This window comes from Parasphingorhabdus sp. (assembly GCF_048267785.1).
GTDB lineage: Bacteria > Pseudomonadota > Alphaproteobacteria > Sphingomonadales > Sphingomonadaceae > Parasphingorhabdus.
In genome coordinates, this window is the sequence record NZ_JBLWWU010000011.1 from 98,114 (window position 1) to 121,691 (window position 23,578).

Annotated in this window: 20 protein-coding genes; 10 read left to right on the forward strand and 10 right to left on the reverse strand. The window is 55.5% G+C overall.

Annotated features, from left to right (window positions below):
- Positions 1 to 106: 106 nt before the first annotated feature.
- Positions 107 to 2,458, forward strand: coding sequence for a patatin-like protein (locus ACN0VD_RS10795; protein WP_417594076.1), 2,352 nt, complete (start codon positions 107 to 109; stop codon positions 2,456 to 2,458).
- Here the strand turns inward: ACN0VD_RS10795 and ACN0VD_RS10800 are convergent, their stop codons facing one another.
- From ACN0VD_RS10800 to ACN0VD_RS10810, 3 genes are all read right to left on the reverse strand, one after another.
- Positions 2,459 to 3,406 (reverse strand): MBL fold metallo-hydrolase, encoded by a 948-nt coding sequence (locus tag ACN0VD_RS10800; RefSeq protein ID WP_417594077.1) that lies wholly within the window; start codon positions 3,404 to 3,406, stop codon positions 2,459 to 2,461.
- A gap of 138 nt (positions 3,407 to 3,544) precedes the next feature.
- Positions 3,545 to 4,150, reverse strand: coding sequence for a DUF6445 family protein (locus tag ACN0VD_RS10805; protein WP_417594079.1), 606 nt, complete (start codon positions 4,148 to 4,150; stop codon positions 3,545 to 3,547).
- A gap of 309 nt (positions 4,151 to 4,459) precedes the next feature.
- Positions 4,460 to 4,978, reverse strand: a complete 519-nt coding sequence (locus ACN0VD_RS10810) for a MarR family winged helix-turn-helix transcriptional regulator (protein ID WP_417594081.1) — start codon at positions 4,976 to 4,978, stop codon at positions 4,460 to 4,462.
- Between the two features lie 315 nt (positions 4,979 to 5,293).
- On the opposite strand from ACN0VD_RS10810, the gene ACN0VD_RS10815 reads away from it, so the two are divergent.
- Genes ACN0VD_RS10815 through ACN0VD_RS10825 form a run of 3 tightly spaced genes read left to right on the forward strand, consistent with a single transcriptional unit; the run spans position 5,294 to position 9,422 of the window.
- Complete coding sequence (locus ACN0VD_RS10815; protein WP_417594083.1) at positions 5,294 to 6,523, forward strand: cytochrome P450; 1,230 nt, start codon at positions 5,294 to 5,296, stop codon at positions 6,521 to 6,523.
- Between the two features lie 57 nt (positions 6,524 to 6,580).
- The gene (locus tag ACN0VD_RS10820) at positions 6,581 to 8,992 is read left to right on the forward strand and encodes a TonB-dependent receptor (protein ID WP_417594085.1); all 2,412 of its coding nucleotides are present in this window, start codon (positions 6,581 to 6,583) and stop codon (positions 8,990 to 8,992) included.
- 34 nt (positions 8,993 to 9,026) lie between these two features.
- Entirely contained in the window at positions 9,027 to 9,422 is a 396-nt protein-coding gene (locus ACN0VD_RS10825; protein ID WP_417594087.1) for a nuclear transport factor 2 family protein, read from the forward strand.
- A 432-nt stretch (positions 9,423 to 9,854) separates the two neighbouring features.
- Here ACN0VD_RS10825 and ACN0VD_RS10830 read toward each other — a convergent pair whose 3' ends face one another.
- A complete protein-coding gene (locus tag ACN0VD_RS10830) occupies positions 9,855 to 10,571 on the reverse strand; it encodes a LuxR C-terminal-related transcriptional regulator (protein WP_417594089.1) in 717 nt (238 codons plus the stop codon).
- A 208-nt stretch (positions 10,572 to 10,779) separates the two neighbouring features.
- On the opposite strand from ACN0VD_RS10830, the gene ACN0VD_RS10835 reads away from it, so the two are divergent.
- Positions 10,780 to 11,313, forward strand: a complete 534-nt coding sequence (locus ACN0VD_RS10835; RefSeq protein WP_417594091.1) for a hypothetical protein — start codon at positions 10,780 to 10,782, stop codon at positions 11,311 to 11,313.
- A gap of 45 nt (positions 11,314 to 11,358) precedes the next feature.
- Here ACN0VD_RS10835 and dnaJ read toward each other — a convergent pair whose 3' ends face one another.
- Entirely contained in the window at positions 11,359 to 12,510 is a 1,152-nt protein-coding gene (dnaJ, locus tag ACN0VD_RS10840) for a molecular chaperone DnaJ (protein ID WP_417594093.1), read from the reverse strand.
- Between the two features lie 106 nt (positions 12,511 to 12,616).
- The gene (gene dnaK / locus ACN0VD_RS10845) at positions 12,617 to 14,560 is read right to left on the reverse strand and encodes a molecular chaperone DnaK (protein WP_417594095.1); all 1,944 of its coding nucleotides are present in this window, start codon (positions 14,558 to 14,560) and stop codon (positions 12,617 to 12,619) included.
- A gap of 192 nt (positions 14,561 to 14,752) precedes the next feature.
- On the opposite strand from dnaK, the gene ACN0VD_RS10850 reads away from it, so the two are divergent.
- Complete coding sequence (locus tag ACN0VD_RS10850) at positions 14,753 to 15,202, forward strand: copper chaperone PCu(A)C (RefSeq protein ID WP_417594097.1); 450 nt, start codon at positions 14,753 to 14,755, stop codon at positions 15,200 to 15,202.
- Between the two features lie 12 nt (positions 15,203 to 15,214).
- On the forward strand, positions 15,215 to 15,664 hold the full coding sequence (locus ACN0VD_RS10855) for a vgr related protein (RefSeq protein WP_417594099.1): 450 nt from the start codon (positions 15,215 to 15,217) through the stop codon (positions 15,662 to 15,664).
- A 70-nt stretch (positions 15,665 to 15,734) separates the two neighbouring features.
- Here ACN0VD_RS10855 and ACN0VD_RS10860 read toward each other — a convergent pair whose 3' ends face one another.
- The 3 genes from ACN0VD_RS10860 to ACN0VD_RS10870 form a co-directional block, all read right to left on the reverse strand.
- A complete protein-coding gene (locus ACN0VD_RS10860; RefSeq protein WP_417594100.1) occupies positions 15,735 to 16,412 on the reverse strand; it encodes an OmpW/AlkL family protein in 678 nt (225 codons plus the stop codon).
- A gap of 141 nt (positions 16,413 to 16,553) precedes the next feature.
- On the reverse strand, positions 16,554 to 17,942 hold the full coding sequence (locus ACN0VD_RS10865; protein WP_417594102.1) for an MATE family efflux transporter: 1,389 nt from the start codon (positions 17,940 to 17,942) through the stop codon (positions 16,554 to 16,556).
- 69 nt (positions 17,943 to 18,011) lie between these two features.
- A complete protein-coding gene (locus ACN0VD_RS10870) occupies positions 18,012 to 18,302 on the reverse strand; it encodes a YMGG-like glycine zipper-containing protein (RefSeq protein ID WP_417594104.1) in 291 nt (96 codons plus the stop codon).
- A gap of 217 nt (positions 18,303 to 18,519) precedes the next feature.
- On the opposite strand from ACN0VD_RS10870, the gene ACN0VD_RS10875 reads away from it, so the two are divergent.
- Positions 18,520 to 19,680, forward strand: a complete 1,161-nt coding sequence (locus tag ACN0VD_RS10875) for an indoleamine 2,3-dioxygenase (RefSeq protein ID WP_417594106.1) — start codon at positions 18,520 to 18,522, stop codon at positions 19,678 to 19,680.
- A gap of 100 nt (positions 19,681 to 19,780) precedes the next feature.
- A complete protein-coding gene (locus tag ACN0VD_RS10880) occupies positions 19,781 to 21,139 on the forward strand; it encodes a GntP family permease (RefSeq protein ID WP_417594108.1) in 1,359 nt (452 codons plus the stop codon).
- A gap of 181 nt (positions 21,140 to 21,320) precedes the next feature.
- Here ACN0VD_RS10880 and ACN0VD_RS10885 read toward each other — a convergent pair whose 3' ends face one another.
- Positions 21,321 to 21,905 carry a PadR family transcriptional regulator gene (locus ACN0VD_RS10885; protein ID WP_417594110.1) on the reverse strand — a complete coding sequence of 195 codons (585 nt, stop codon included), beginning with the start codon at positions 21,903 to 21,905 and terminating at the stop codon, positions 21,321 to 21,323.
- A gap of 226 nt (positions 21,906 to 22,131) precedes the next feature.
- Between ACN0VD_RS10885 and ACN0VD_RS10890 the strand changes: the two genes are divergently transcribed.
- Complete coding sequence (locus tag ACN0VD_RS10890; protein ID WP_417594112.1) at positions 22,132 to 23,262, forward strand: serine hydrolase domain-containing protein; 1,131 nt, start codon at positions 22,132 to 22,134, stop codon at positions 23,260 to 23,262.
- Positions 23,263 to 23,578: the final 316 nt, after the last annotated feature.

Consider the following 23,578-nt stretch of genomic DNA (forward strand, 5'->3'; position numbering starts at 1 on the left):
TATTTAGCAGAACAAATAAAGAACGCTAGCGATATCTGGCACCGGATGAATTGGATCCATGGCATTCGCGCTTGCACCCTTCCCGCCATCCTGTAGTTAAAAACCCATGCGGCAGAAAGAACTCAGACTGGCCTTGATCTGCTATGGCGGCGTAAGTCTGGCCATCTATATGCATGGCATCACCAAAGAGATCTGGAAACTGGCACAGGCCAGCCGGGATTTCCACGATGGTGCCAGAGTCGACCAGTGCAGCCGCGGTATCTATTATGATGTATTGGAATGGCTGGAGCAGGAAACCGGCACCAGGCTGCGCGTACTGCCAGATATTATTGCCGGTGCCAGCGCTGGCGGGATTAACGGCATTTTTCTGTCGCAGGCGATATTGTCGGGCCAGTCGCTCGATCCGCTGACCGATTTGTGGCTCGACACGGCCGATGTCGACAAGCTGCTCGATCCCGATGCGCGACCGCTTTCGCGTTTTTCCAAATTCTGGGCTGAGCCGATCGCCTGGGTGGCCTTGGGCCGCAAGGGTGGAGCGGTCGAACAAACCGTCTCGAAGGAAGCCCGCGAAGAGGTCAAAATGAAACTCTCGCGCTTCGTTCGTGCACGGTGGTTTGCTCCCCCCTTTGGCGGCAAAGTCTTCAGCGGCCTGATCTGGGATGCACTGGCAGCGGTCAGAGCAACCGAGCGTGGTCCGCGGTTGCTACCGCCGGGTCAGCCGCTCGATCTGTTCGTTACGGTGACCGATTTTGTCGGCCATCCGGAAAAACTGCAACTGCACAGCCCCCCCGAAGCGCTCGAGATGGAGCATCGCATCACAATCGGCTTCTCGACCAGAGGAAAGAGAGACGATGCGATTGCCGATCCAGCAGCCCTGACCTTCGCCGGTCGCGCCACGGCCAGTTTTCCGGGCGCTTTCCCGCCATTCTCGATAAGAGAACTGGACGATCTGTTGTCCGACCGTGAATATGTCTGGGAAGGACGATCGGCCTTTTTGAAGCGGATATTGCCCAACCAATTTCGTGCCGGCACCGCTGAAGATACCGTACTGATCGACGGTTCAGTCCTCGCCAACGCTCCCTTTGCACAAGCGATCGAGGCATTGAAAAACCGGCCCGCCAAGCGCGAGGTCGATCGGCGTTTCGTCTATATAGATCCCCGCCCCGACCTTGATGTTGCGAAAAGCGACAAGGCACATCAACGCCTGCAAGCGGCGCAAGAAGCCGAGAATGAGGCGTTACCAGGTTTCTTCTCTACCATTTTCGGAGCAATCTCCAATATTCCCCGTGAACAGCCGATCAGAGACAGTCTCAATACAATTGCTGGTCGTTCCAACCGGATCAGCCAGATGCGGCTGATCACCGAGAATTTGCGCGGCGAAGTCGAACAACATGTCGAGGGCCTGTTTGGGCGCACCTTCTTTCTCGACCGACCCACCGCAGCACGCGTAGCAGCCTGGCGCCGCAAATCGCGCGACAAGGCGGCCAAGCTCGCGGGTTTCTCCTACAGCGCTTACGGTCACCTCAGGCTGGCAACAGTGATAGAGGATATCGCCAACACCGTTCGGAGGACGAAGGCTGACCCCAACGGCCATAACCATCCCCAGTTGCGCAACGCCTTGTGGGCGGAGATTCGCCGCCGCGGACTTGACAATATCGGGTTGAAAAGCGGTGGCCCGACGAAGCTTGCGGCCGAGTTTTTCCGGCAGCATGATCTCGGGTTCCGCGTTCGGCGGCTCCGGTCCCTCGCCCGGCAGCTTGCCGAAGACCTTGATCGTGCCAATCCCGCCGATCATGATGTCATGGAGACGGTTCATGATGTCATTTACGATTGTCTGTCTCTCTATATCGAGCGTGAAACGATCGACTATCTTGGCGATGAGTTTGCAACCGTTGCCGAACAAGCCGCCGAAAAGCCCGGACTGATGCTGGAGATGCTGGCCAGGACCCGTGACTTTACGGCCGCTGACGCAATCGTCGATGCCAAGTTGGCAGAGGCGCTTGTGATGGTGCCCAAAACAGAAAAACGGTCGATGCTGCTCTCCTTTCTCGGCTTTCCTTTCTACGATATTGCGACCTTGCCGCTGCTCCAGGGTGAAGGACTTGACGAGTTCGACCCGATCAAGGTCGACCGCATTTCTCCCGAAGACGCCAAGACAATCCGCAAGGGCGGCGTTGCTGCAACACTAAAAGGCATCGAATTCAACAATTTTGGCGCCTTTTTCAGCCGCAGCTATCGCGAGAATGACTATCTCTGGGGCCGGTTACACGGGGCCGACCGGATGATCGACATCATGCTTTCCACTCTGTCCGAGACCAAGCGTCCAGATGCCAACACCATTCTCGACTTCAAGAAAACCATCTTCCGCAAAATCGTCGACGAAGAAGAACCGCGGCTGACCAGGGTCAAACCGCTGATGGCCTCTTTGCGCGAAGAAATCGAGGCAGCGACCCTCTGACTAGTGGGCGTGGTCTTCCGCGTGATCCGGCTTCTTCAGGCTTTTGTACACCGCCTCGACAAAAGCATCACCCTTGATGAAGGCATCGGGATTGATGTCCCATTGCGCCGCCGGTTTCATGGCCTGCACCTGCTCCAGCGACTTGCCCTCGCCTTGTGCCTTTTCCACCGCGCCGATCACCGTCTTCATCATGTCGCGATAGGCGATCAGGTCCGCCCTGGTCGCCATCGGTCCATGACCGGGAATGATCTTCGTCTCGTCATTCACCATGGTCAGCACCTTTTCTGCCGCCGCCAGTACGCCGCGCGCATTGCCTCCGCTGTCCAGATCAATGAAGGGCAGACTCAGCTTGTTGAAAAACAGATCTCCCATGTGCACGACATTGGCTTTCTTCCAGAATATGACGCTGTCGCCATCGGTGTGGCCATGTTTCATATGTTTGACCTGCACCTCGTCGCCATTGAGGTGCAGCTTCAGGCCGTCATGATAGGTGACGGTGGGCAAGCCCTCGGCCGCAGATGCCGGATCATTGCCGCGCCCTGACTTCTGGACGCCCAGCATCCGTTCGCGGACATGGTCATGCGCCATGATCAGCGCGCCCGCCTTGCCGAAATTTTCATTTCCGCCGCTGTGGTCGCCGTGCCAGTGGGTGTTGATCAGATATGTAACCGGCTCCGCCCCCAGACCAGCGATGGCAGCCTGAATTTTCGGCGTCAGCGGGGCGAACTGGTCATCGATCAGCACCGTTCCATCCGGTCCGTAGGAAACACCGATATTGCCACCGGCACCAAATAATACAGCCACACCTTCGGCCAGTGGTTCGGCCTTGATCTCGACATTGGCGAAACGGTCGGTTTCCTGAGCGTGGCTCTCGTTGAAGGGAAAAAAGGCCAAGGGAGAAACCGCGAGCAGCAGGGCAGCGAAAGTTCTGGATATCGGTCTGGACATGGGAAGGGTCTCCTGTTTTTTCTCGTCGGGTCGTCGGTTTTGGGTGGCTATCGCTTACCCCACCTTCATTGGTTTAGCCCCCGGCCTTCGCGGGGGTGACAATCATTCTGTCGACTTAACATCGATACGCAGCAACCGCTATCCCTTCGCAAAAAACATCAGATTGACCAGCCTGCCATCCTGCGGCGTCTTGCCAAAGGCCATGCCACTATTGTGGAACATCCATGGGCTGAACAAGATCAGCCGGTTGAAACGCATCGGCACCGTCATCACCTTCTCCCATTTTGCCGGATGATTGGTGTCCTTATTGACCACCTCCTCGATCAGCGCATTTATGTCGGAATAGCCGGCTTTCATAATCCCTGGCATATCCGTCGGAACACGCTCCAGACCAGTGCGTTTGTGGCGGAAAAACTCGGTGCCGCCTTTGCAATGTCCGGGGAGCGAGAGATAGAGAATGCCCGAATAAAAGGCCGGATCAATATGAACCCCGCTGCGGCCTTTATCGCCTTTCAGCGTCACCCGGCAATGCAAATGGCTTGTATCCGGCGCGGCTTTCACCGGCGCGTTGATGATCCCGGAGATCCGCTCGTCCAGACCCTGGATATCCAGCGGTTTGGTCGAGATATGGCCCGGATAATTGCCATGCTTGTTTTGCGGATCATAGTTCAGCGCCAGAGCGGCGTTACGCGCCACCAAAGGATCGGCGATAAAATCGTCCAGAATGAGCAGCGATGGCAGCATCAAAAAACTCTCCGGCGAGACGATAAAATAATCATCTCGGCGCACTCATGGATGGATATCCAGCCGTTCATATAACAAGCCGGTAGTCTGATGAACTGTACAAACTTTACAGTGTTAAAGAAAAAAAATCCTTTCGTAGCATCGACGTCAGAAATGACCCTCAACCTGCTGGTAATATATGATAAATATTGAAGAGACGACAGATCAGACATTTTGCATCCCTATCATGAATGACCTGCTGTAGGACATTATTTTCTTACCCCAACCTCCAGCCATTTGTTTGAGGCCTTGGGTTCGTCAGCATCAAACCTATTCTTTGCGACCGGCAAAGCCACCTTCAACAATCGCGCCGACCCTGCTCATGAATTCCATGCCATTCGCAATCTCTTCATCGGTCAGCTGGTCAGATATCAATGCGATAAAGGCTTCTGTCCGTTCCATCATTTCATTCACCGTTGCCTGACCCTTTTTCGTCAGACGAATGACCTTCTCCCGCGCCGACGTCTTGCTTTCCTTGATCGATATCAGATTGAGATCCTTTTCCGCCATGGCGCGCAAGACTTTGGAAATCGCCGGGCTGCCCAGTTCATACCATTCGCCGATCAACCGTTCGATAGTCTTGCGATGAATCGTATTGCCGTCGGTCCCCTTTGAATGGATGATCCACAGGATCACCGTCTGGTGCCGGGTCAGATTGGACCCGCTCAAATGTTTTTCGACCGCCATGCCGACCGAATAATGAAACGGATAGAATAGCTTGAGGAAGTTTTGCGGGGCAGTTTCCCGTTTTATGGGATAGTCTATGCCGAAATCGGACTGCTGCTTCACTCTATACTCCATCGTTGGAATCTCCGCCCGGTGTCGTCATCCAAGGTTAGACATGCTCGATGAACGAATATCATGAAAAAGTCTATTCCTGCTGCTAAAAAATCAAAAGCTTTTACGCACAAGATTCGCGATCCGAGCCTTTTGAACATCTACGACTAACGATCAATTCCATAATTAAATCATTTATAATCAGGCAATTATACCAAAGCTCCCGTCAATCCAGCGAGCTCAGTTGACAAATTTATTCCCCAATCTCTATTATGTCCTAAAGAAATAGTGTCTATACGACATATAAATATATGAGGTTGAGGATTGATGAAAACCGCGTTTAGCGCCGACCAGTTGAGCCGCCCGGAAGTAATCCGGAATCCCTATCCCTATTATGATCTGCTGCGCGACCAGTCGCCGGTTTTCGGTTATCGCGATTTTCCTCCCGGCACGATGCCGGGGGTAGACGAACCTAAACCATCCTGGGTGGTGCTTAATTTCGACCATGTCGCCGCCGTGGCATGGGATCATGACAGCTTTTCTTCACGTGACAGCTTGCAGGAAGAATCCTCCGCGCCCTCGCTGATGCTGGTCAATCACGATCGGCCGGAACATACCCGCTTGCGGAAAATCGCAACCAAGGTTTTTCAGCCTGCATCGATCAAATCTCTGGCACCGGCGGTAGATGCGCTTGTCACCAAGACCATGGACGATTTCTTCAAAACCGGCCAAACAATTGATGTCATGGCCGAATATTGCGCGATGCTGCCCAGCAGGGTGATGGCCTATCTTTTCGGCATGCCGGAAAATATGGACCACGACGTACGCAACTGGGCAACCGCCTTCATGCTGTCCGCCGACATAAGTCCGGTGGAACGACAAGCCTATAATGAAGAAGCAATGGGCTTCTTTGCAGAGCATGTCAGAGAGCATATGGACCGGATTGCCAAAGGCGAAGAGACGCCAGGACCGTTGCTCAACGCCTTCATCCGCACCGAAGTCGACGGCGACAGCCTGTCCTTTGAGGAAATTGTCCGCTTCTGCATGACCGCGACCGTCGCCGGGGCAGAAACGACTTCTTTCTATCTCGGCAATCTTATCGCCGTGTTCGCCGACTTCAACAACATCTGGCAGGGTTTCGTCGAGGACCCGACGCAGTTCGACGCGATCTATAAAGAGACCCTGCGCTTTCATGGTCCGCCGCAGCGGCTGTTCCGAGTAGCAACCCGCGACATAACGATAGGCAATGCCGATATCAAGCGCGGCGATTGGGTCGCCTGCTTCTTCGGCGCGGCCAATTACGATCCGGAAGCCTTTCCCGAACCTTACGAGTTCCAGTTGAACCGCAAGAATGCCAATCGCCATATGAGCTTCGGCTATGGCATCCATCGCTGCCTCGGCGCTCCGCTGGCGCAGCTGGAAGCGGAGTCCACCGCACGCATGCTGCGTGAACGATATAAGCAGATTGAACGCGCAGACGAAGCGGTCTGGCAGGATGTCAGCCTGCTCAACCACGGACTGCACAGCAACCCGGTAATTTTCCACGCTCGGGATTAGAAACAAAGAATATTCAAAAACAACGGTGAGCAAAATCACCGAAAGAGGGAGGACGATATGAACATTCGGAACAACAAGAAAGCTGTGCTCGCGACGGCCAGCCTGCTCGCCTTGATGGCAGCACCAGCGCCGCTTTATGCCCAGCAAGAGGCCAGCGATGAAGCGCAGGAAAGCACAGGTGACGTCATCATCGTGACGGCTAACCGCCGCGCGGAGTCGATTCAGGATGCGCCTTTGTCGATCACCGCGTTCGGTGGCGATGAACTCGCCAACCGGTCGATCACCTCGATCGAGCAAGTCGGTGCCATCGCGCCCGGGGTCCAGATCTCTACCTATCAGGGCGATACATCAATCTTCATCCGCGGCATTGGCACACCTACGATCATCGCCGGTACCGACAGCTCGACCGCCACATATATTGATGGCGTCTATATCAGCCGTCCCGCGGCAATCGGTCCGCAATTTTTTGATATCGAACGTATCGAAGTGCTGCGCGGTCCGCAGGGTACGCTTTATGGCCGCAACGCAACCGGCGGTGCGGTCAATATCGTCACCAATCGCCCGACCGATATTCTAGAGGGCAATTTACAGCTGACGGTCGGCAATTATGACCGCTTTCGGGTCGCCGGTGCCTTGAGCGGACCGATCAACGATGCGATCCGCGCACGCCTCGCCTTTCAATGGGAAGATCGCGACGGCTATGCGACGGCGACCAGACCCGACGACAGTACCGAGCGGGTGGAAGACAAGGAGGATTATTCCATCCGGCTCACGGTGGAGGCCGATCTTTCTCCCGACGCAACGCTGAGCCTCAACGGCGACTATTACCGCGCCGATGACAAGGCCAACGCCTATTTCTACGCCAGCGCAGGCTATGCCGACGAAATTCCGGGCTGGTACGGGACGCGCGAAGGGTCGCAAACCTTGCCTTATTTCGGGATGAAAAATGCCGGCCGTGTTTCCCAAGCCGCTTCCCGCGATATCTATGCCGATGCGCCCTATTTCAACAAGGTCGAGAATTGGGGCCTCGGAGCAACGCTCGACTGGGATATTGCGGACTATAATCTGAAAGTCCTCGGCAGTTATCGTGATACCAACCCGGTTTCACAAAATGAATTCGATCTGTCAGACGCCTATGTCAATTATGTCGGACGCGAGGAAGATCATTGGCAGTGGAGCAGCGAAGTGCAGCTGAGCTCGCCCACCGACAAACCCTTCTCGTGGATTGCCGGCGCTTATTATTTCGAAGAGCGCAATATCATCGACAATGATATTTTCGGCAATTTCTGGGAACCCATCCTGATCCAGGGTTTCATGGACCTGCAAGCGGCCGGCGTCCTGCCGCCCTTCCCTGTGGTCTTCCCCGACAGCGACCTGTGCTGCGAACTGCACCTGAGCGGCGAACAGGAGACCAAGGCCTGGGCCGCCTATCTCGACACGCAATGGGAAGTCTCGGACCAGGTCACCGTCCGGCTGGGCGGCCGCTACAGCGAAGAGCGGCGCGACGGTCGGCAGAATTTTGATCTTGTGATGCTTCCCGATATCCGCATCGCGCCCAACACGATCTTCTTTCCCAATGCGATCACCGAAGACCGCGATGCGGCGCAACCCGATCCGTTCGGTTTCGTCATCGCTCCCGTCAACGGCCCGACGACCTTCAGGGCCTTCACGCCCAAGCTCGGCATCGATTTCAAACCGAGCGACGACGTGATGCTCTACGCCTCTATCCAGCGCGGCTTCAAAAGCGGTGGCTATAATATCGGCAGCAGCCAGCGCGATCCGTTCGAACCGGAGAAAATCTGGTCCTATGAAATTGGTGCCCGCACCGAATTGCTCGACCGCGCCCTGATGCTCAACGCCTCGGCATTCTGGTATGACTATACCAACCTGCAGGCACAGGACAGCGTTGGCAACCAGCCGATTATCCGCAATGTCGGCAAGGCAAGAATACGCGGTTTTGAAGTCGAAACCGTCGCCCGCCCCACCGACTTCTTCCGGCTGGAAGGCGCGCTCACCTATGTTGATGCGCAATTTACCGAGGGCCAGTTGACCGAAGCCTTGCGCCCTGCCCCGCTCAGCCAGGACCCGGGCACTCTGCTCCGCGATCTGGACGGACTGCGCCTGCCGCGCGCGCCGCGCTGGAAGTTCAGCATGGCCGGTCAGGTTGAACAGCCGGTGGGTGACAGCGGCACGATTACCGCCCGCGCCGAATATCACTGGCAGAGCAAAATCTACTTCACGGTCTTCAACATCGATGCCGCGTCGCAGGAAAGCTATGGCCTGCTTCGCGCCAGCCTCGGTTTCACCAGCGCCGATGACAGGTGGAGCGTCCGCCTGTTCGGCGACAACCTGACCGGCGAGACCTATTTCACCAACCAGATACTGACCGGCACCGTCTACGGCGCGGAATTTGTCGGGCCGCTTGGCACACCAGCAACCTATGGCGTCGACCTGCGGTTCAATTTCTGATGCCAAATGTCCAAAAATATAAGGAAGAATGTCCATGATCGCCCCGATTGACGTAACCAAGAATATCTTCACCGCCTTTGGTGCCGCGGACGTCGACACGATCGTCCAATGGCTGCACCGCAATGTCCGGATCGAATTCTACGGCCCCGGGGTCATTCCCTATGCGGGAATGTACAGCGGCCTCGATCAGGCGCGGCGCTTTTTCGAAACGGTATTGTCCTCGGTCGATATCCACCAGTTTGATCCGGAGGAGTTCATCTGCGAAGGCGCCAAGGTCGTGGTCACCGGCCATCTCCGCCTCACCGCCCGCTCTACCGGACGGCAGATCGAATCAGACTTCGTCCATGTCATCACCGTGGCGGACGAAAAATGGCTCTTGTTCCGCGATTTCATGAACACCGTCGAAGCCGCCAACGCTTTTTCCCGTTAGATTCGACCGTTCGATGCATCAAGCGGACAGATTTTGATGGTCTGATGGGTCAGGGCCAATAGCGTCCCACGAACAGGGTTTCCCCAGCCGCCCCCAGGCTTGCCGGAACAGTTGGAATTGCTGAAATAATTTTGGTGCCGGCGGTTAATCAATCGCCATTCCCACCGTTTCTAATTCTGATTGATGATTTGGCGGAATTATTCCCATTCGGACTGGCACCATTCCCACAGTGGTTCAAGTCAATGCAGCCATGACACAGGCTTCTGAACATCAATCTAGCGGGTCGGGATGGCTGGTCCCTTCCTGACCCGCTTACTACCCCACCAGCTTGATGTCGGCGCAAAGCTGTCGCGGATCAAATTGCGACTGGTTGAGTAGCTTTCTTCGGATTGAGATCGGAGGCAAGTCTCTCAATACCGAAAGAACTTCATTTCACCGCAATGTTATCAATGAACTGCTGAGCCCGACAATCACCGCCGATACGCGATCATGGACATCAAGCTTCTTGAACAGACGACGGATATAGGTGTCGACTGTCGCTTCAGAAATGTCCAATATCGTCGCCATTTCACCATTCGATTTGCCACGAGAAATCCAGTATAGAACTTCATTCTCTCTTTCCGACAGCATGGGCTTGACCACGTCCGCCTGATTTATGATTGCACAAATCCTTCTATGGCTGGCCTGAGCGAGGCTAACCAGGGGCAAAATCCGCTCCTGATCATCCGCATCAATGCTTTTGCCGAAATTCATCGAAAAATAGGAGTTTCTGCTCTTGGGCCCAAATAAAGGCACCGCGACGCCATCCGTCAGCCCTTGGTCTTTCCAGAGTTTCACAAATTTTCGATGCTTTTCCGTCAACTTGATTCCGTTAATTATCTGTTTCCAAGTCATCACATGACCGACAGACATCACATGGTCGGGGATAGGGTCAGATTCCATGATCTCCGGGTCCAGATAGGTCGCCACTTTTTCTTCCGAATATCCGAAATGGAAAACCGATGAACGCTTTGATACCTGGGAATAAAATGGTGGCGTCAGGTGATAGGATATAGCGACGACGCCCTTGGCCATCAGTTGATCGGCCAGCTCTTTCAGCTCCGAATAAACCGAAGTCCCGTCTTTTACCGGATTCCACTGGAATATCACTCTTTAGCCACACATTTCTAGCGGGAATAGTTATCGAATACGGCATAGATACTGACGCTAGCCGCAGAATATGACATTAAAAAAAGCATTATAGTCGAAGCGGAAGTTCGGGATAGGAAAAAAATGCCAGAAACTCCGAACTGGAGCCAATAGCCGGAAAATGGCAGACGAATGAGCTTTTCAGCATTGTCACGCAAGGGCGTGACGTGTGTTCAGATGGCATAGACATCATAATGGTGTCCTATATGAAGCCCCCAAATTTTATGAATTGAACATCATGCTTTCTGACTTAGAACGAATATTCCCAAACATTTGCACCCATAATAAAAATGATATTGATCAAATAGTTATCGTACGAAATAATCGAGGAAAACTATTTGGCGAACAGCATTTTTCGACCAAGTTCTGGGATATAATATTATTGATATATAGCCGCGAAATTAATGAGTTCCCGATAGACGCCGCTGAAATTTCCAGAAATCTTGAAATCAGCCTTCGTCAGGTGGTGCGATATTTAAAAGTCCTTTTGGCCGATAATATCATTTGTGCCTATGAAGGGTCATCTCAGAATTCCTTCAATATTGCCTGTGACAATTTGTCCCTGACCAAGACAGGGTTCGCGAATGTCGGAACTATAATGGACCAAACACGCGATATTTTTGCGGCAGGTCAGCCATCGGAAACGCATCTCTCTTCGCCGCCGGAACAAAAAGGCAATCGGCATAGCCCAGCCTCCGACTAGCAATTCCGGACGCCGCACATTTATGGCTGCACAAAACGCGCGACCTTACTCGGTCAAATCTTCCCAGGCGTCTTTCAATTTCCCGAAAAAGCCGGTCGAATTGGGCGTTTCATCACCAGTTTCGGTTGCCTGAAAATCACGCAGGATTTGCCGCTGCTGCTTGGAAAGCTTGGTCGGCGTTTCGACTTCGATCTGGACCACCATATCGCCACTGCCACGCCCTTGAAGGACCGGCATGCCCGCACCACGCTGGCGGATTTGCTTGCCGCTCTGGATACCGGCCGGAATTCGGATTTCATGCTTCTCGCCGTCCAGACCGGGAATGGTGATTTCACCGCCCAGCGCGGCAAGAGTGAAGCTGATCGGGGCACGGGTGAATAGAGTTGTCCCTTCACGCTCAAAAATATTGTGCCGCATCAGATGGATGAAAATATAGAGATCGCCTGCCGGAGCACCCCGCGCACCGGCCTCGCCTTTGCCGCTGAGACGGATCCGTGTGCCAGTATCAACGCCTGCAGGAATTTCGACATCCAAGACCTGCGGTTGGTCGACCCGGCCTTCGCCGCGACAGACATGGCAAGGGCTTTCAATGACTTCACCCCGGCCCTGGCAACTGGCGCAGGTGCGTTCAACAACGAAAAATCCTTGCTGCGCCCGGACTTTGCCATGACCTTGACAGGTCGGGCAGCGTTGAACACCAGTCCCCGGTTCGGCGCCGGAACCGTCACATTCGTCACAGCTTACCGAAACGTCGATTTCTATTTGGGTTTGCTTGCCATGAAAAGCATCCTCGAGCGAGATTTCCATGTCATAGCGCAGGTCCGCACCACGGGCCGGGCCGCGGTGTTGCTGCTGGCCGCCAAAGCCACCACCCGCACCACCACCGAAAATGGTTTCAAAAATATCGCCGATGTCATTGAAGGCCGCGCCGCCAAACCCACCGCCGCCGGCATTATTGCCGCCGCCATTGGTGAAGGCCGCATGACCATAGCGGTCATAGGCCGCGCGCTTCTGCGGATCTTTCAATACATCATAGGCTTCGCTGATTGACTTGAACTTCGCTTCTGCTTCTGCATCGCCCGGGTTCTTGTCCGGGTGCCATTTCATCGCCAGCTTGCGATAGGATGACTTGAGCGTCGCGCCATCGCAGTCACGCGAGACGTTCAATTGCTCATAATAATCTGTTTCGGATGCCATACTCATGCTTCCCCCAAAGCGGAAAGATCGTCGCCCCGAAAAAAGCCGGAACCGCTGGCATTTCTGTCCAGCGGTTCCCGCACAATAAGGAGCGACGTTCTAATTGTTACTCAGCCGCTTTGGCATCGTCTTTCTTGTCGTCATCAGAGTCGTCTACTTCCGAGAATTCGGCATCAACGACATCATCATCGGCCTTGGCCGCCGCATCTGCGGCAGCAGCATCACCGGCGTCACCGCCAGCAGCCTGCTCGGCTTCATAGATTTTCTGACCCATTTGCATGGATACCTGTGCCAGCGCTTCGGACTTGGCCGTCATCGCATCGGGATCGCCAGATTCGATGGCTTCCTTGGTTTCCTTGAGCGCCGCTTCGATCTGGCCTTTCAGATCAGCGTCAATCTTGTCGCCATGCTCTTCGAGCTGTTTCTCTGTGGTATGGACAAGACTTTCCGCGTTGTTCTTGGCTTCCGCCTCGGCACGCCGCTTCTTGTCTTCTTCCGCAAATTTCTCGGCATCCTGAACCATCTGGTCGATATCGCTATCGCTCAGACCGCCGGAAGCCTGGATCTTGATCTGCTGCTCCTTGCCCGTGCCCTTGTCTTTCGCGGACACGTTGACGATGCCATTGGCATCAATGTCGAAAGTCACATCGATCTGCGGAACGCCACGCGGCGCAGGCGGGATACCGACCAGATCAAACTGTCCGAGCATCTTGTTATCCGCCGCCATTTCACGCTCGCCCTGGAACACGCGGATCGTCACCGCCTGCTGATTGTCATCAGCGGTCGAGTAGACCTGCGATTTTTTCGTCGGGATCGTGGTGTTGCGGTCGATCATGCGCGTGAAGACACCGCCAAGAGTTTCGATACCCAGCGACAATGGTGTCACGTCGAGCAGCAGTACGTCTTTTACGTCGCCCTGCAGAACGCCTGCCTGAATAGCAGCACCCATGGCCACAACTTCGTCCGGGTTCACACCGGTATGCGGCTCCTTGCCAAAGAATTTCTGCACGGTTTCGCGCACCAACGGCATGCGGGTCATACCACCAACCATCACGACATCGTCGATCTCGCTGGCTTCAACGCCGGCATCTTTCAGAGCCTTCTTGCATGGTTCGAGCGTGCGCTTGACGAGATCGCCCACCAGCTTCTCGAGATCGGAGCGGCTGATCGATTTGACCAGATGCTTCGGACCGTTCTGGTCCGCGGTGATGAACGGCAGGTTGACTTCGGTCGTCTGGGCGCTGGAAAGCTCGATCTTCGCTTTTTCAGCAGCTTCCTTGAGGCGCTGCAACGCAAGCTTGTCCTTGGTCAGGTCAATGCTTTCGGCTTTCTTGAAGTCAGCGGCGAGAAACTCGACCAGCTTGGCATCAAAATCTTCACCACCGAGGAACGTGTCGCCGTTGGTGGATTTCACTTCGAAAACACCATCGCCGATTTCGAGGATCGAAATATCGAACGTACCGCCACCGAGGTCGTAAACGGCAATGGTTTTGCCGTCATTCTTGTCGAGGCCATAAGCCAGCGCCGCAGCGGTTGGCTCATTGATGATACGCAGCACTTCAAGGCCAGCAATCTTGCCAGCATCTTTGGTTGCCTGACGCTGGGCGTCGTTGAAATAGGCCGGAACCGTGATAACCGCCTGGGTCACCGTTTCTCCGAGATAACCTTCGGCTGTCTCTTTCATTTTCTGCAGCGTATAGGCAGAAATCTGTGACGGGCTATAGTCTTCGCCACCGGCTTTGACCCAGGCATCACCATTGCTGCCCTTGACGATCTCGTAAGGGACGAGCTCCATGTCTTTCTTCGTCAATGGATCATCGAACCGGCGACCGATAAGGCGCTTCACGGCAAAAATCGTGCTTTCCGGATTGGTGACAGCCTGACGCTTGGCCGGCTGCCCAATCAGGCGCTCGCCATCCTTGGTGAATGCAACAACAGACGGCGTGGTCCGCGCGCCTTCTGAATTTTCAATAACCTTCGGCTTGCCGCCGTCCATAACGGCAACACAGCTGTTGGTGGTGCCCAGATCAATTCCGATAACTTTACCCATAAATCCCTCATTCAATTTTCTAACATTAGCAAAATTGCCGCCCAGCCCTTGTCAAATGGCACCGGTACGGCTTCGCAATTCGATATAGGTGGCATTTTTCTTGGCACAAGGCATCGGACGGCCTACATTTGAAAAATCAATGCAAAACAACCATGTCAGATTGGATTTGCACCGATTTAACGAGGTATCATAATGAACAAGATCGCCACCATGCTTGCCGCATCGACATCCCTCTTTCTGGTCTCCTGCGGACAGGGTGACATACTCTATGCTGATAACGCAGTGGTCAACCTTTCTCCCGTCGAAGGCAATCCCTCCGCCGGCTATATGAATCTTCATGGTGGCCGGGTGGACGTTTCGCTGGTCGGTGTCACATCCGACGACGTGCTGCGCATGGAGATGCACGAAACGACCGAAGACGATGGTGTGATGAGCATGACCAAGCTTAAGTCGATCGCGATTCCGGCAGGAGAAACCGTAAAGCTTGAACCGGGCGGCAAACATTTGATGATCTGGGGAATCGGCGAAGGTTCAAAGAAACGCGGTTTGCTCAACATGACATTGATCTATTCCAATGATGATCGCATCAAAATCGATGCCGTGATCAAAAAGGTCGGCGACGCTGCTCCAGCCGCTGAATAATAAGGCAAGCCGGTGACTGGCCGTGCCTTAACCCGCTCTGAAATTACGCTCTGCCAGTCGGTTTTCGGGCAGGCAATCGACTATGATCAGGTCACAGTCTATAATCGCAAATGGTGGTTGTTCCAGAATCCACGCGTCACCATGGCGCCGGACGGCAATCTCTGGTTTCATCCGAAAAGCAATCTGTTCTGCGACGATTTTTGTGGATCGTCGCAGACTGTCCAGGCGCTTTTCATCCACGAAATGGTCCATGTCTGGCAGCATCAGCAAGGCATCTTCCTGCCCCTCGCGCGCCATCCGTTCTGCCGTTATGACTATCGGTTGCAGGACGGAAAAGGCTTTGCCGAGTTCGGCATTGAACAGCAGGCCGAGATCGTGAGCCATTATTTTCTGCTGAGACGGGGAGCCCGTTTGAAAAATGGCTATCGCATCGCAGACTATCAGGGATTATTGCCTTTCTAGGCCGCCCAGCTGACAATCATGCAAATGGTCCGGAAGCGATGCTGCCGGACCATTGTTGATTTGCTGTCGACTAGAAACGATAGGCGATGCCGGCGCTGATTACCCAGGGATCGATCTTGTGCCGGGTCCGCAATATTTCCGTCTGGTCGGCATACCAGCGCGCCGTGGTTGTCACAAAATAGCGTTTGGCATCAACACTGAGGCCCAGCCCCTTGTCATCAAGGGGCAGATCAAATCCCGCCTGCAGGGCGAAACCGACCTTGTCGTTCATTTTTTGCCGGGTGGCACCGAGCGCCTGCGCCGTGCTGCCGGCCTTCTCGTCGACGAAGATGAAATAGGTTGGCCCGGCACCGACATAGGGCTTGAAGCCGCTGCCGTCGCCGAAATGATATTTCGCGGTCAGAGTGGCCGGGATGATATTCGCATCCGCCACCAGCCCTGCCCCATCAAGAGGTCCGGTTCCGGTCACATCATGCTGTGTCACGCAGCAGATCGTCTCGACCGAAAAATTCGGGGTGAAAAAATATTCGGCGGCGATTGTCGGTACGAAATTGTCATCCGCCTCGGTTTGAGTGCCCGCAGGCAACCCGATATTATCCAGTTCGATTGATGTGATCTTGCCATCGGGTGCGACCAGCGTCGCCATGGCCTTGACCTGGATTTTACCGTCGTTGGAACCGGCATTAGCCGAACCACTCATTCCCAGTATTGCTAGGGTTGCAACGGCGATTTTCAGCCCGTATTTCATAATATTAGTCCCTGTATGCTGTGCCATCCGGCTTGTCTCAGCGGCGACTAGCGGGCCGCTGACACAACAGACATACGCAATTGTCCTAAGGGAAAAATACGGGTTTGCGACCGATCATCTGGCCCTGATACCGTTGGCAGCCTAGGGAAGTAACCCCAGTTTGCCGCGCATCATCCAGCGGGCCAGCATCAACACAGCGACAACACCCAGCCCTCCCGCCAGGCCGGTCCATATTCCGACTCCTTCCCAGCCGCGCCAGAAAGCAAGGCTGGCGCCCAGACCGATACCGATGAACCAATATCCCATCAGCGCGAACAGCATTGGTACGGTAGTATCGTGCAATCCGCGCAACATACCTGCCCCGACTACCTGAGCGCCGTCGACGATCTGAAAAATCGCTGCAATGGCAAGGAAGCTGACAGCCAGTGCGGCGACCTCGGCATTACCGGGCGCGCTTTCATCGATGAACATTGAAATCAGCAGGTCGGGAGCAAGGACAAAGACCAGCGCCATTGCCGCCATGAACGTTGTTCCAAGGACGAAACTGACCCAGCCGGCCCGCTTGATTGCGGCATGATCCTTGCGGCCATATTGGATGCCGACACGTACGGTTGCCGCCTGTCCCAGCCCCATCGGCACCATGAAGGTCAGCGATGCGAGTTGCAGCGCGATCGCATGGGCCGCAACGGATTCTGCACTGATCAGCCCCATGAGCAGAGCCGCGATTCCGAACACCGACCCTTCAAACCCCATGGTGATCGCAATTGGCAAGCCCAGTTTCCACATCGCACGATACCGTTGCCAGTCGCTCCGCCAGAACCGGCCAAACAGGTGATAGCGGCGAAAACGCGAATGGCACATGACGACAATTGCCAATCCGCAAAACATCAGCACATTGGTCATCACACTGCCAATGCCCGCGCCAACCACGCCAAATTCCGGCACACCAAATTTCCCGAAGATGAGCGCGTAGTTGAACAACGCATTGGCCAGAACGCCGATGACGCTGATGACCAGCGCCCACAACGGCTGTTCCAGCGCCGAAATAAAATTTCGCAGGATGAGGAAAAACAAAAATGGCAGGATCGACCACATATAGGCGCTGATATAGATACCGGCGATTTCAGCGAGGTCCGGCTGCTGACCGACCAACAGCAGGATATCTTCTGTGTTCCAGAGCAATAGCCAGAAAGGCACAACAACCGTAACAGCGGTCCAAAGCGCCTGCCGGAAAGTCCGCCGCAAGTCGCGGACGCTATGTTGCATCCGGCCGATTTCGGTTGCCATCATCGGCGCAGAGGCGGTGATCAGCCCCATGCAGAAAATCGCGCCGCTCATCGCCAAATTGAAACCAAGCGTCGCCCCGGCCAGTTCGCGGGCACCGAGCCAGCCGAGCATAAGCACGTCGGTCGCCCCGATCAGCGCCATGGTCAGGTTGGACAGGATCAGCGGCCAGGCAAGTGAAAGCGTGGCGCGCAGTTCGTGCCGCCACGGATGTTGTTCTTGCAGACGGGGACGCGCGCTAGTCATCCGCGCGCGTTACCCCAAGGCACGCTGCTAGGCTAGTGAAACCCGGCGGCGGCCCGAGTCTCTACCCGCTTATCTGGGATCTTTAGGATATCCGCGCGTCCCATAGCAATCATCGTCCAGGCGTCCGTTGCGGTCATAACCGTCACACCCGTCGTTCTTGTCGATAAAATAACCGCCAGCTGCACCGGCTGCGGCGCCGATCGCGGCACCTTCCACAATGTCACCACCGGTAATCGCACCAATTGCAGCGCCGGCGGCAGCACCCGCACCAGCGCCTTCGACAGCATAATTCTCGGCACAGGCCGAGAGGCTGATCGCAACCGTTCCAGCCAACGCCAGTTTACTTGCAAGCTTGTTCATCGTCATACTCCTTAATATCCGCCCCGGTTATGCATAAACACCGCTGCCGGTCGATGGTTCCTGAATAGATGATGATTACAGGGCGAAGCGCGTCAGCCATGCGACAGGCCGGGATGACAATCGCCAGTAAAATTCGGTTTGCCGAACCTGATTTCATTTGATACCATCCTGCTATTGAGCAAGCGGCCCAACCCGCGCTTGCGCCAATGGTGATCCTATGAAATTGTCAGATTATAGCATGTCCGCATCGCGCGGATTTCTCTCGCATTTCGAAATTATCGATATCGACCTTCCGGAAATTTTTGACCCGATCGTTGCGGCGGCGGAGAATTTGTCCGGCCTCATGACCACCGGTCGTGTGCGCCGCTGGCTGGCACAATTGCCCACGCTTGATCTCGCGGAGTGGGCGGCCAACGCACCGGAAGAGCACGTCCGCGTGGCGATGGTCCGCTATTCCTTTCTGGTCCAGGCCCATGTCTGGGGAGAAAGCGAGCCGCCGAAGGCGCTGCCCGCCAATCTGGCCCGTCCGATTGTGGCCCTCGCCGACCGTCTCGATCAGGCACCATTGCTGCCCTATAGCGGCTATGTGCTCGACAATTGGGCACGGCTGGATCGCGAAGGTCCGATTGATCTGGACAATGTCTACATGGTGCAAAATTTTTACGGTGGGGCGGATGAAAACTGGTTTGTTCTGATTCATGTAGCGATCGAGGCCGCCGCGGCCCCTCTTCTCGACCTTGCATGCAAACTGGTGGACGCCGCCAAAGCAAATGAAGTCAGCAGAGCAACGACGCTGCTCGACAATATGATCGCTCATTGGGATAAAGTGAACGCGATATTCGACCGGATGCCCGATCGCTGCGATCCCTATATCTATTATCAACGGGTCCGGCCCTATATCCACGGCTGGGCGAATAATCCGGCTCTTCCCGATGGCCTGATCTATGAAGGCGTCGAGAAATATGAAGGCAAGGGTCAGGCTTTCCGTGGCCAGACCGGATCGCAAAGCTCGATCGTTCCGAGCATGGATGCGCTGTTTCAGGTCAGCCACGAAAATGACCCGTTGCGGACATTCCTCGACGAACTGCATGCCTATCGCCCGATCCAGCATCGCCGTTTCATCGAAGATCTGCGCGAACAGAGCAAATTGCGTGAATTTGCAATTGCCAGTGGCGATGCCGCACTCAAACAGGCTTTCAACGCCAGTATCGAGCAGGTGGCGCGGTTCCGGACACGGCATCTGGAATATGCCGCCAGCTATATCAACAAGCAGGCGGTGAGCGGCAAAGGCAATGATACCGAAGTCGGAACCGGAGGCACCCCATTCATGAAATATCTGAAAAAGCATCGCGATGAAAATCGGGCACAGGTGATTTGACCCGATCATTCCTGCACGAGGCAGGATAGCGGATTTAGCAGTTGCACCCCGGGCTTGGCCTCTGCCAATAGGACGGAATAAAGGCTCGGGGGGGACATTCATGCTATCGGCAATCGGACTTATTGGCGGACTTGCGCTGCTTATCTGGATGACGGTGCGCGGGGTGAATATCCTGATCGCCGGGCCGGTGGCCGCCGCAATTGTCGCGTTCAGCAGCGGCATCGCCTGGCTGCCGCCGCTCGCCGCAGCCGGCGCGCCCGATTTCGCCACCGCTTATATGGAAGGTTTTGTCGGCTTCTTCCAAAGCTGGTTTTTCATGTTCCTGCTTGGCGCGATATTCGGCGAGATCATGGGTGCCAGCGGAGCAGCGGCCAGTGTAGCCCACTGGGTGATCGAAAAGATCGGGATCAAACATGCGGTGCTCGCTGTGGTCGCTGCCTGCGCGATCCTCACCTATGGCGGGGTCAGCGTGTTCATCGTGTCGTTCAGCGTCTATTCGCTCGCCGTCCATCTGTTTCGCGAGGCGGACCTGCCGAGACGCTTCATCCCTGCCGCCTTGGCCTTCGGGTCGGTGACCTTCACCATGACCAGCGCCGGCAGCCCGGAAATCCAGAATCTGATCCCGATGGAATATCTCGGGACCACCGCTTATGCCGGCTGGCAGGTCAGTCTGGTGATCGCGCTGTTCATGGCAGTGACCGGACAATATTGGCTCAACCATATGGTCAAGCGTGCGGTCGCCAGGGGCGAGCATTTCGTCGGCCGCGAAACGGATGACCAGAATAGCGACTATAGCAATCTGCCTGCGCCTCTGCTCTGCATCCTGCCGCTGGTGGCGGTGCTCGCGATCTTCCTGATTTTCCAATATCCCCAAGATATGGGTCCGCTGTCGGCGATTCTGCCGCAGCAATCGCTCGACAAATGGGCGCTGGTGGCGGCGCTGGGATCGGGCGCGGTGGTCGCGCTGATCGTCGGCTACCAGAAGATGGGATCGATGCCGGAGGCCTTTTCGCGCGGCGCAACGAGCGCGGTGGTGGCGATTACCAACACCTGTGCGGTGGTTGGCTTCGGGTCGGTTGCCAAACTATCGCCAGCCTTTCAGGACGCGCTGGTCATGGTACAGAATATCCCGGGCAGCCCGCTGATCGGCGCGGCTGTTGCCGTCACCGTGATCGCCGGCCTTACCGGCTCGGCGTCGGGTGGCCAGTCGATCGCCTTGCCGCTGATCGCCCCCCATTATATCGATAGCGGTGCCCAACCCGACGAGCTTCACCGCGTTGTCGCCATCTCCTCCGGCGCGCTCGATAGCCTGCCGCATAACGGCTATGTTGTGACCACCATCCGCGCGGTTTGCGGGGAAACGCACAAGGATGCCTATGGTGCCGTGGGAGCGCTGACGGTGATCATTCCGGTCATCGGTACGATCCTTGCAGTCGTGTTGTTCGGGATTTTCGGCTAGCCGAAAATCCCGCTCCTACAGCCGATTGCCGGCGCCCCTGAATGGAAGATATGGAAGCATCTTTTCCGCCACCGGCAGCCAATCGATATATCTAAGACAAATTCCTAAATATCCCAATTATATCACTCTTATTTAGGTCATATTTGAATATTTCTACTGGAGAAAATGCCGCGAGGAATTGCTATTTCAATCGCTCGATCTTCCCGGCCGCTTCATCTATGATTGCGGCCACCTCGAGGATCTTGTCCGATCCTTTTTCTTCGTCGGCCAGCCGGATACGGACGGCGCTTTTCAGATTGTGAACGGCGCGGCGGATGGATGCACCATCACTGGCCTCGCCCATTTTCGACACGCCTTCCAGCCGTGCGAGAATCTCGGCAATCTGCGCTTTGTCCTCGGCCAATCGGGCGGAACCCTCGTCGGTGATCGAATAGATTTTCTTGCCGTCACCATCAATCGTTTCGGCGATCAGGTCCATTTCAGCCATCAGGGTCAGCGCCGGATAGACGATGCCCGGACTGGGCGCATAATGGCCGCCGGTCAGTTCCTCGATCTGGCGGATCAGATCATAGCCGTGCCGCGGTTCCTCGGCAATCAGGTGCAACGTCAGGAGCTTCAGTTCGCCGCGCCGGAACATCCGCGCGCGTCTCCTGCCCTTGCCGCCTTCAAAAGCCGCCTGTGCGAACGCCCGGGCGAATTTCTCGCCAGGCGGTCCGCCTCTTCCGCGGCCTCGACCGCGGCCTGACCCACCGGGTCCAAATTTCATTCCATGTCTCATTTTCTAATCTTTCTTTATATCTAAGATGTTATTAAGATATATCTTATAATGGTCTTTACAATAAGAGAATGGCTGAAAATCCGGAAGTGATTGAAAATTCGCCCAAATAATTCGCAGACTATTGGTCCGGCAACGATCGGGACGCGCATTAAAGACATTGGACTCACGACCGCAAGCTGTTAATCAAACAGTTAAAGTCCAAAGGGAGAGAATAGTGACAGCCCCGATTCACGGCACGTGCGATCCCCGCTTTGCAGCGGTCAAAACGGCCTTCGAGAAGAATTTCAGCGAACATGGCGATCTCGGCGCATCGGTTGCGATCACGCTGGACGGCGAAATTGTTGTCGACCTGTGGGGCGGCCATCTCGACGAGGCGCGCGCCCAGCCATGGCAGGAAAATACGCTGGTCAACGTCTGGTCGAGCACCAAGACGATGGCGGCGATGTCACTGCTGCTGCTCGCCGATCGCGGCGATGTCGATTTATACGCAAAAGCCAGCAAATATTGGCCGGAATTTGCCCAAAATGGCAAAGAAGACATCGAAGTCCGGCATTTTCTGAGCCATAATGCCGGCCTCTCCGGGATGGACGAGAAGGTCGAGGGCGATGCGCTCTACGACTGGGAATGGATGACCACCGCTCTGGCGAAACAGCAACCGTGGTGGGAACCGGGCACGCAGTCGGGCTATCACGCCATCACCCAGGGCCATCTGATCGGCGAAATCGTCCGCCGGGTGACCGGTCAGACGATCGGCAATTTCTTCCGTCAGGAAATTGCCGAACCGACCGGTGCCGATTTCCATATCGGTGCGGATGAAGCGCTTGATGTGCGGATCGGCAATCTCGTTCCGCCGGCAAGCGGTCCTTCGCCCGCTCCCGACTCGATCGCCAGCCGCAGCTTTGCCAATCCCGGCGTCGATGCCACCGAACCGAGAAAGCGGATCTGGCGCGCCGCGGAAATCCCCGCAGCCAACGGCCAGGGCAACGCCCGCAGCATCGTCCGCGCCCAGACCGCGATGGCCAACGGCGGCCAGGCGTTCGGCAAGACGATCATGTCGGAAGCCGGCACCAGAAGGATTTTCGAGAAACAGAGCGAAGGCACCGATCTGGTACTGGGTATACCGCTGACCTTCGGCATGGGCTATGGCCTGAACAGCGCGTCCACCCCGATCAGCCCCAATAGCAACACCGCTTTCTGGGGCGGCTATGGCGGATCGTCGGTGATCATCGATCAGGACGCCCGCCTGTGCTTTTCCTATGTCATGAACAAGATGGAATCCGGCCTGCTGGGTGATCCGAGAGGCTTTGGACTGGCTGCGGCCATGTATATGTCGATGGCGGTTTAGAGAGCGGCAATCCCCGCAAATGTCACCCCAGCGAAGGCTGGGGTCTAAACCGAGGGCAGCGAGACTCACACAGGCGGGTTGGATGCCAGCCTGCGCTGGCATGACGATCGATTTAAAAACATCTGCCGGGACCTGTATTTGGTCCCATAGCTCGACAATGTTTTCCCAGTGATGCTGGCTCGTCCATCCTCTCCCGGAGGGAGAGGCAAGCAAGACTTGAGAGCGAAGCGAACTAGTCGCGCTCGGTGAGGGGTTGATCCTCTTTGCTCGCCAGCACTGCCTGCCGGATTTCCTCCAGCACGCCTTCAAGATTATC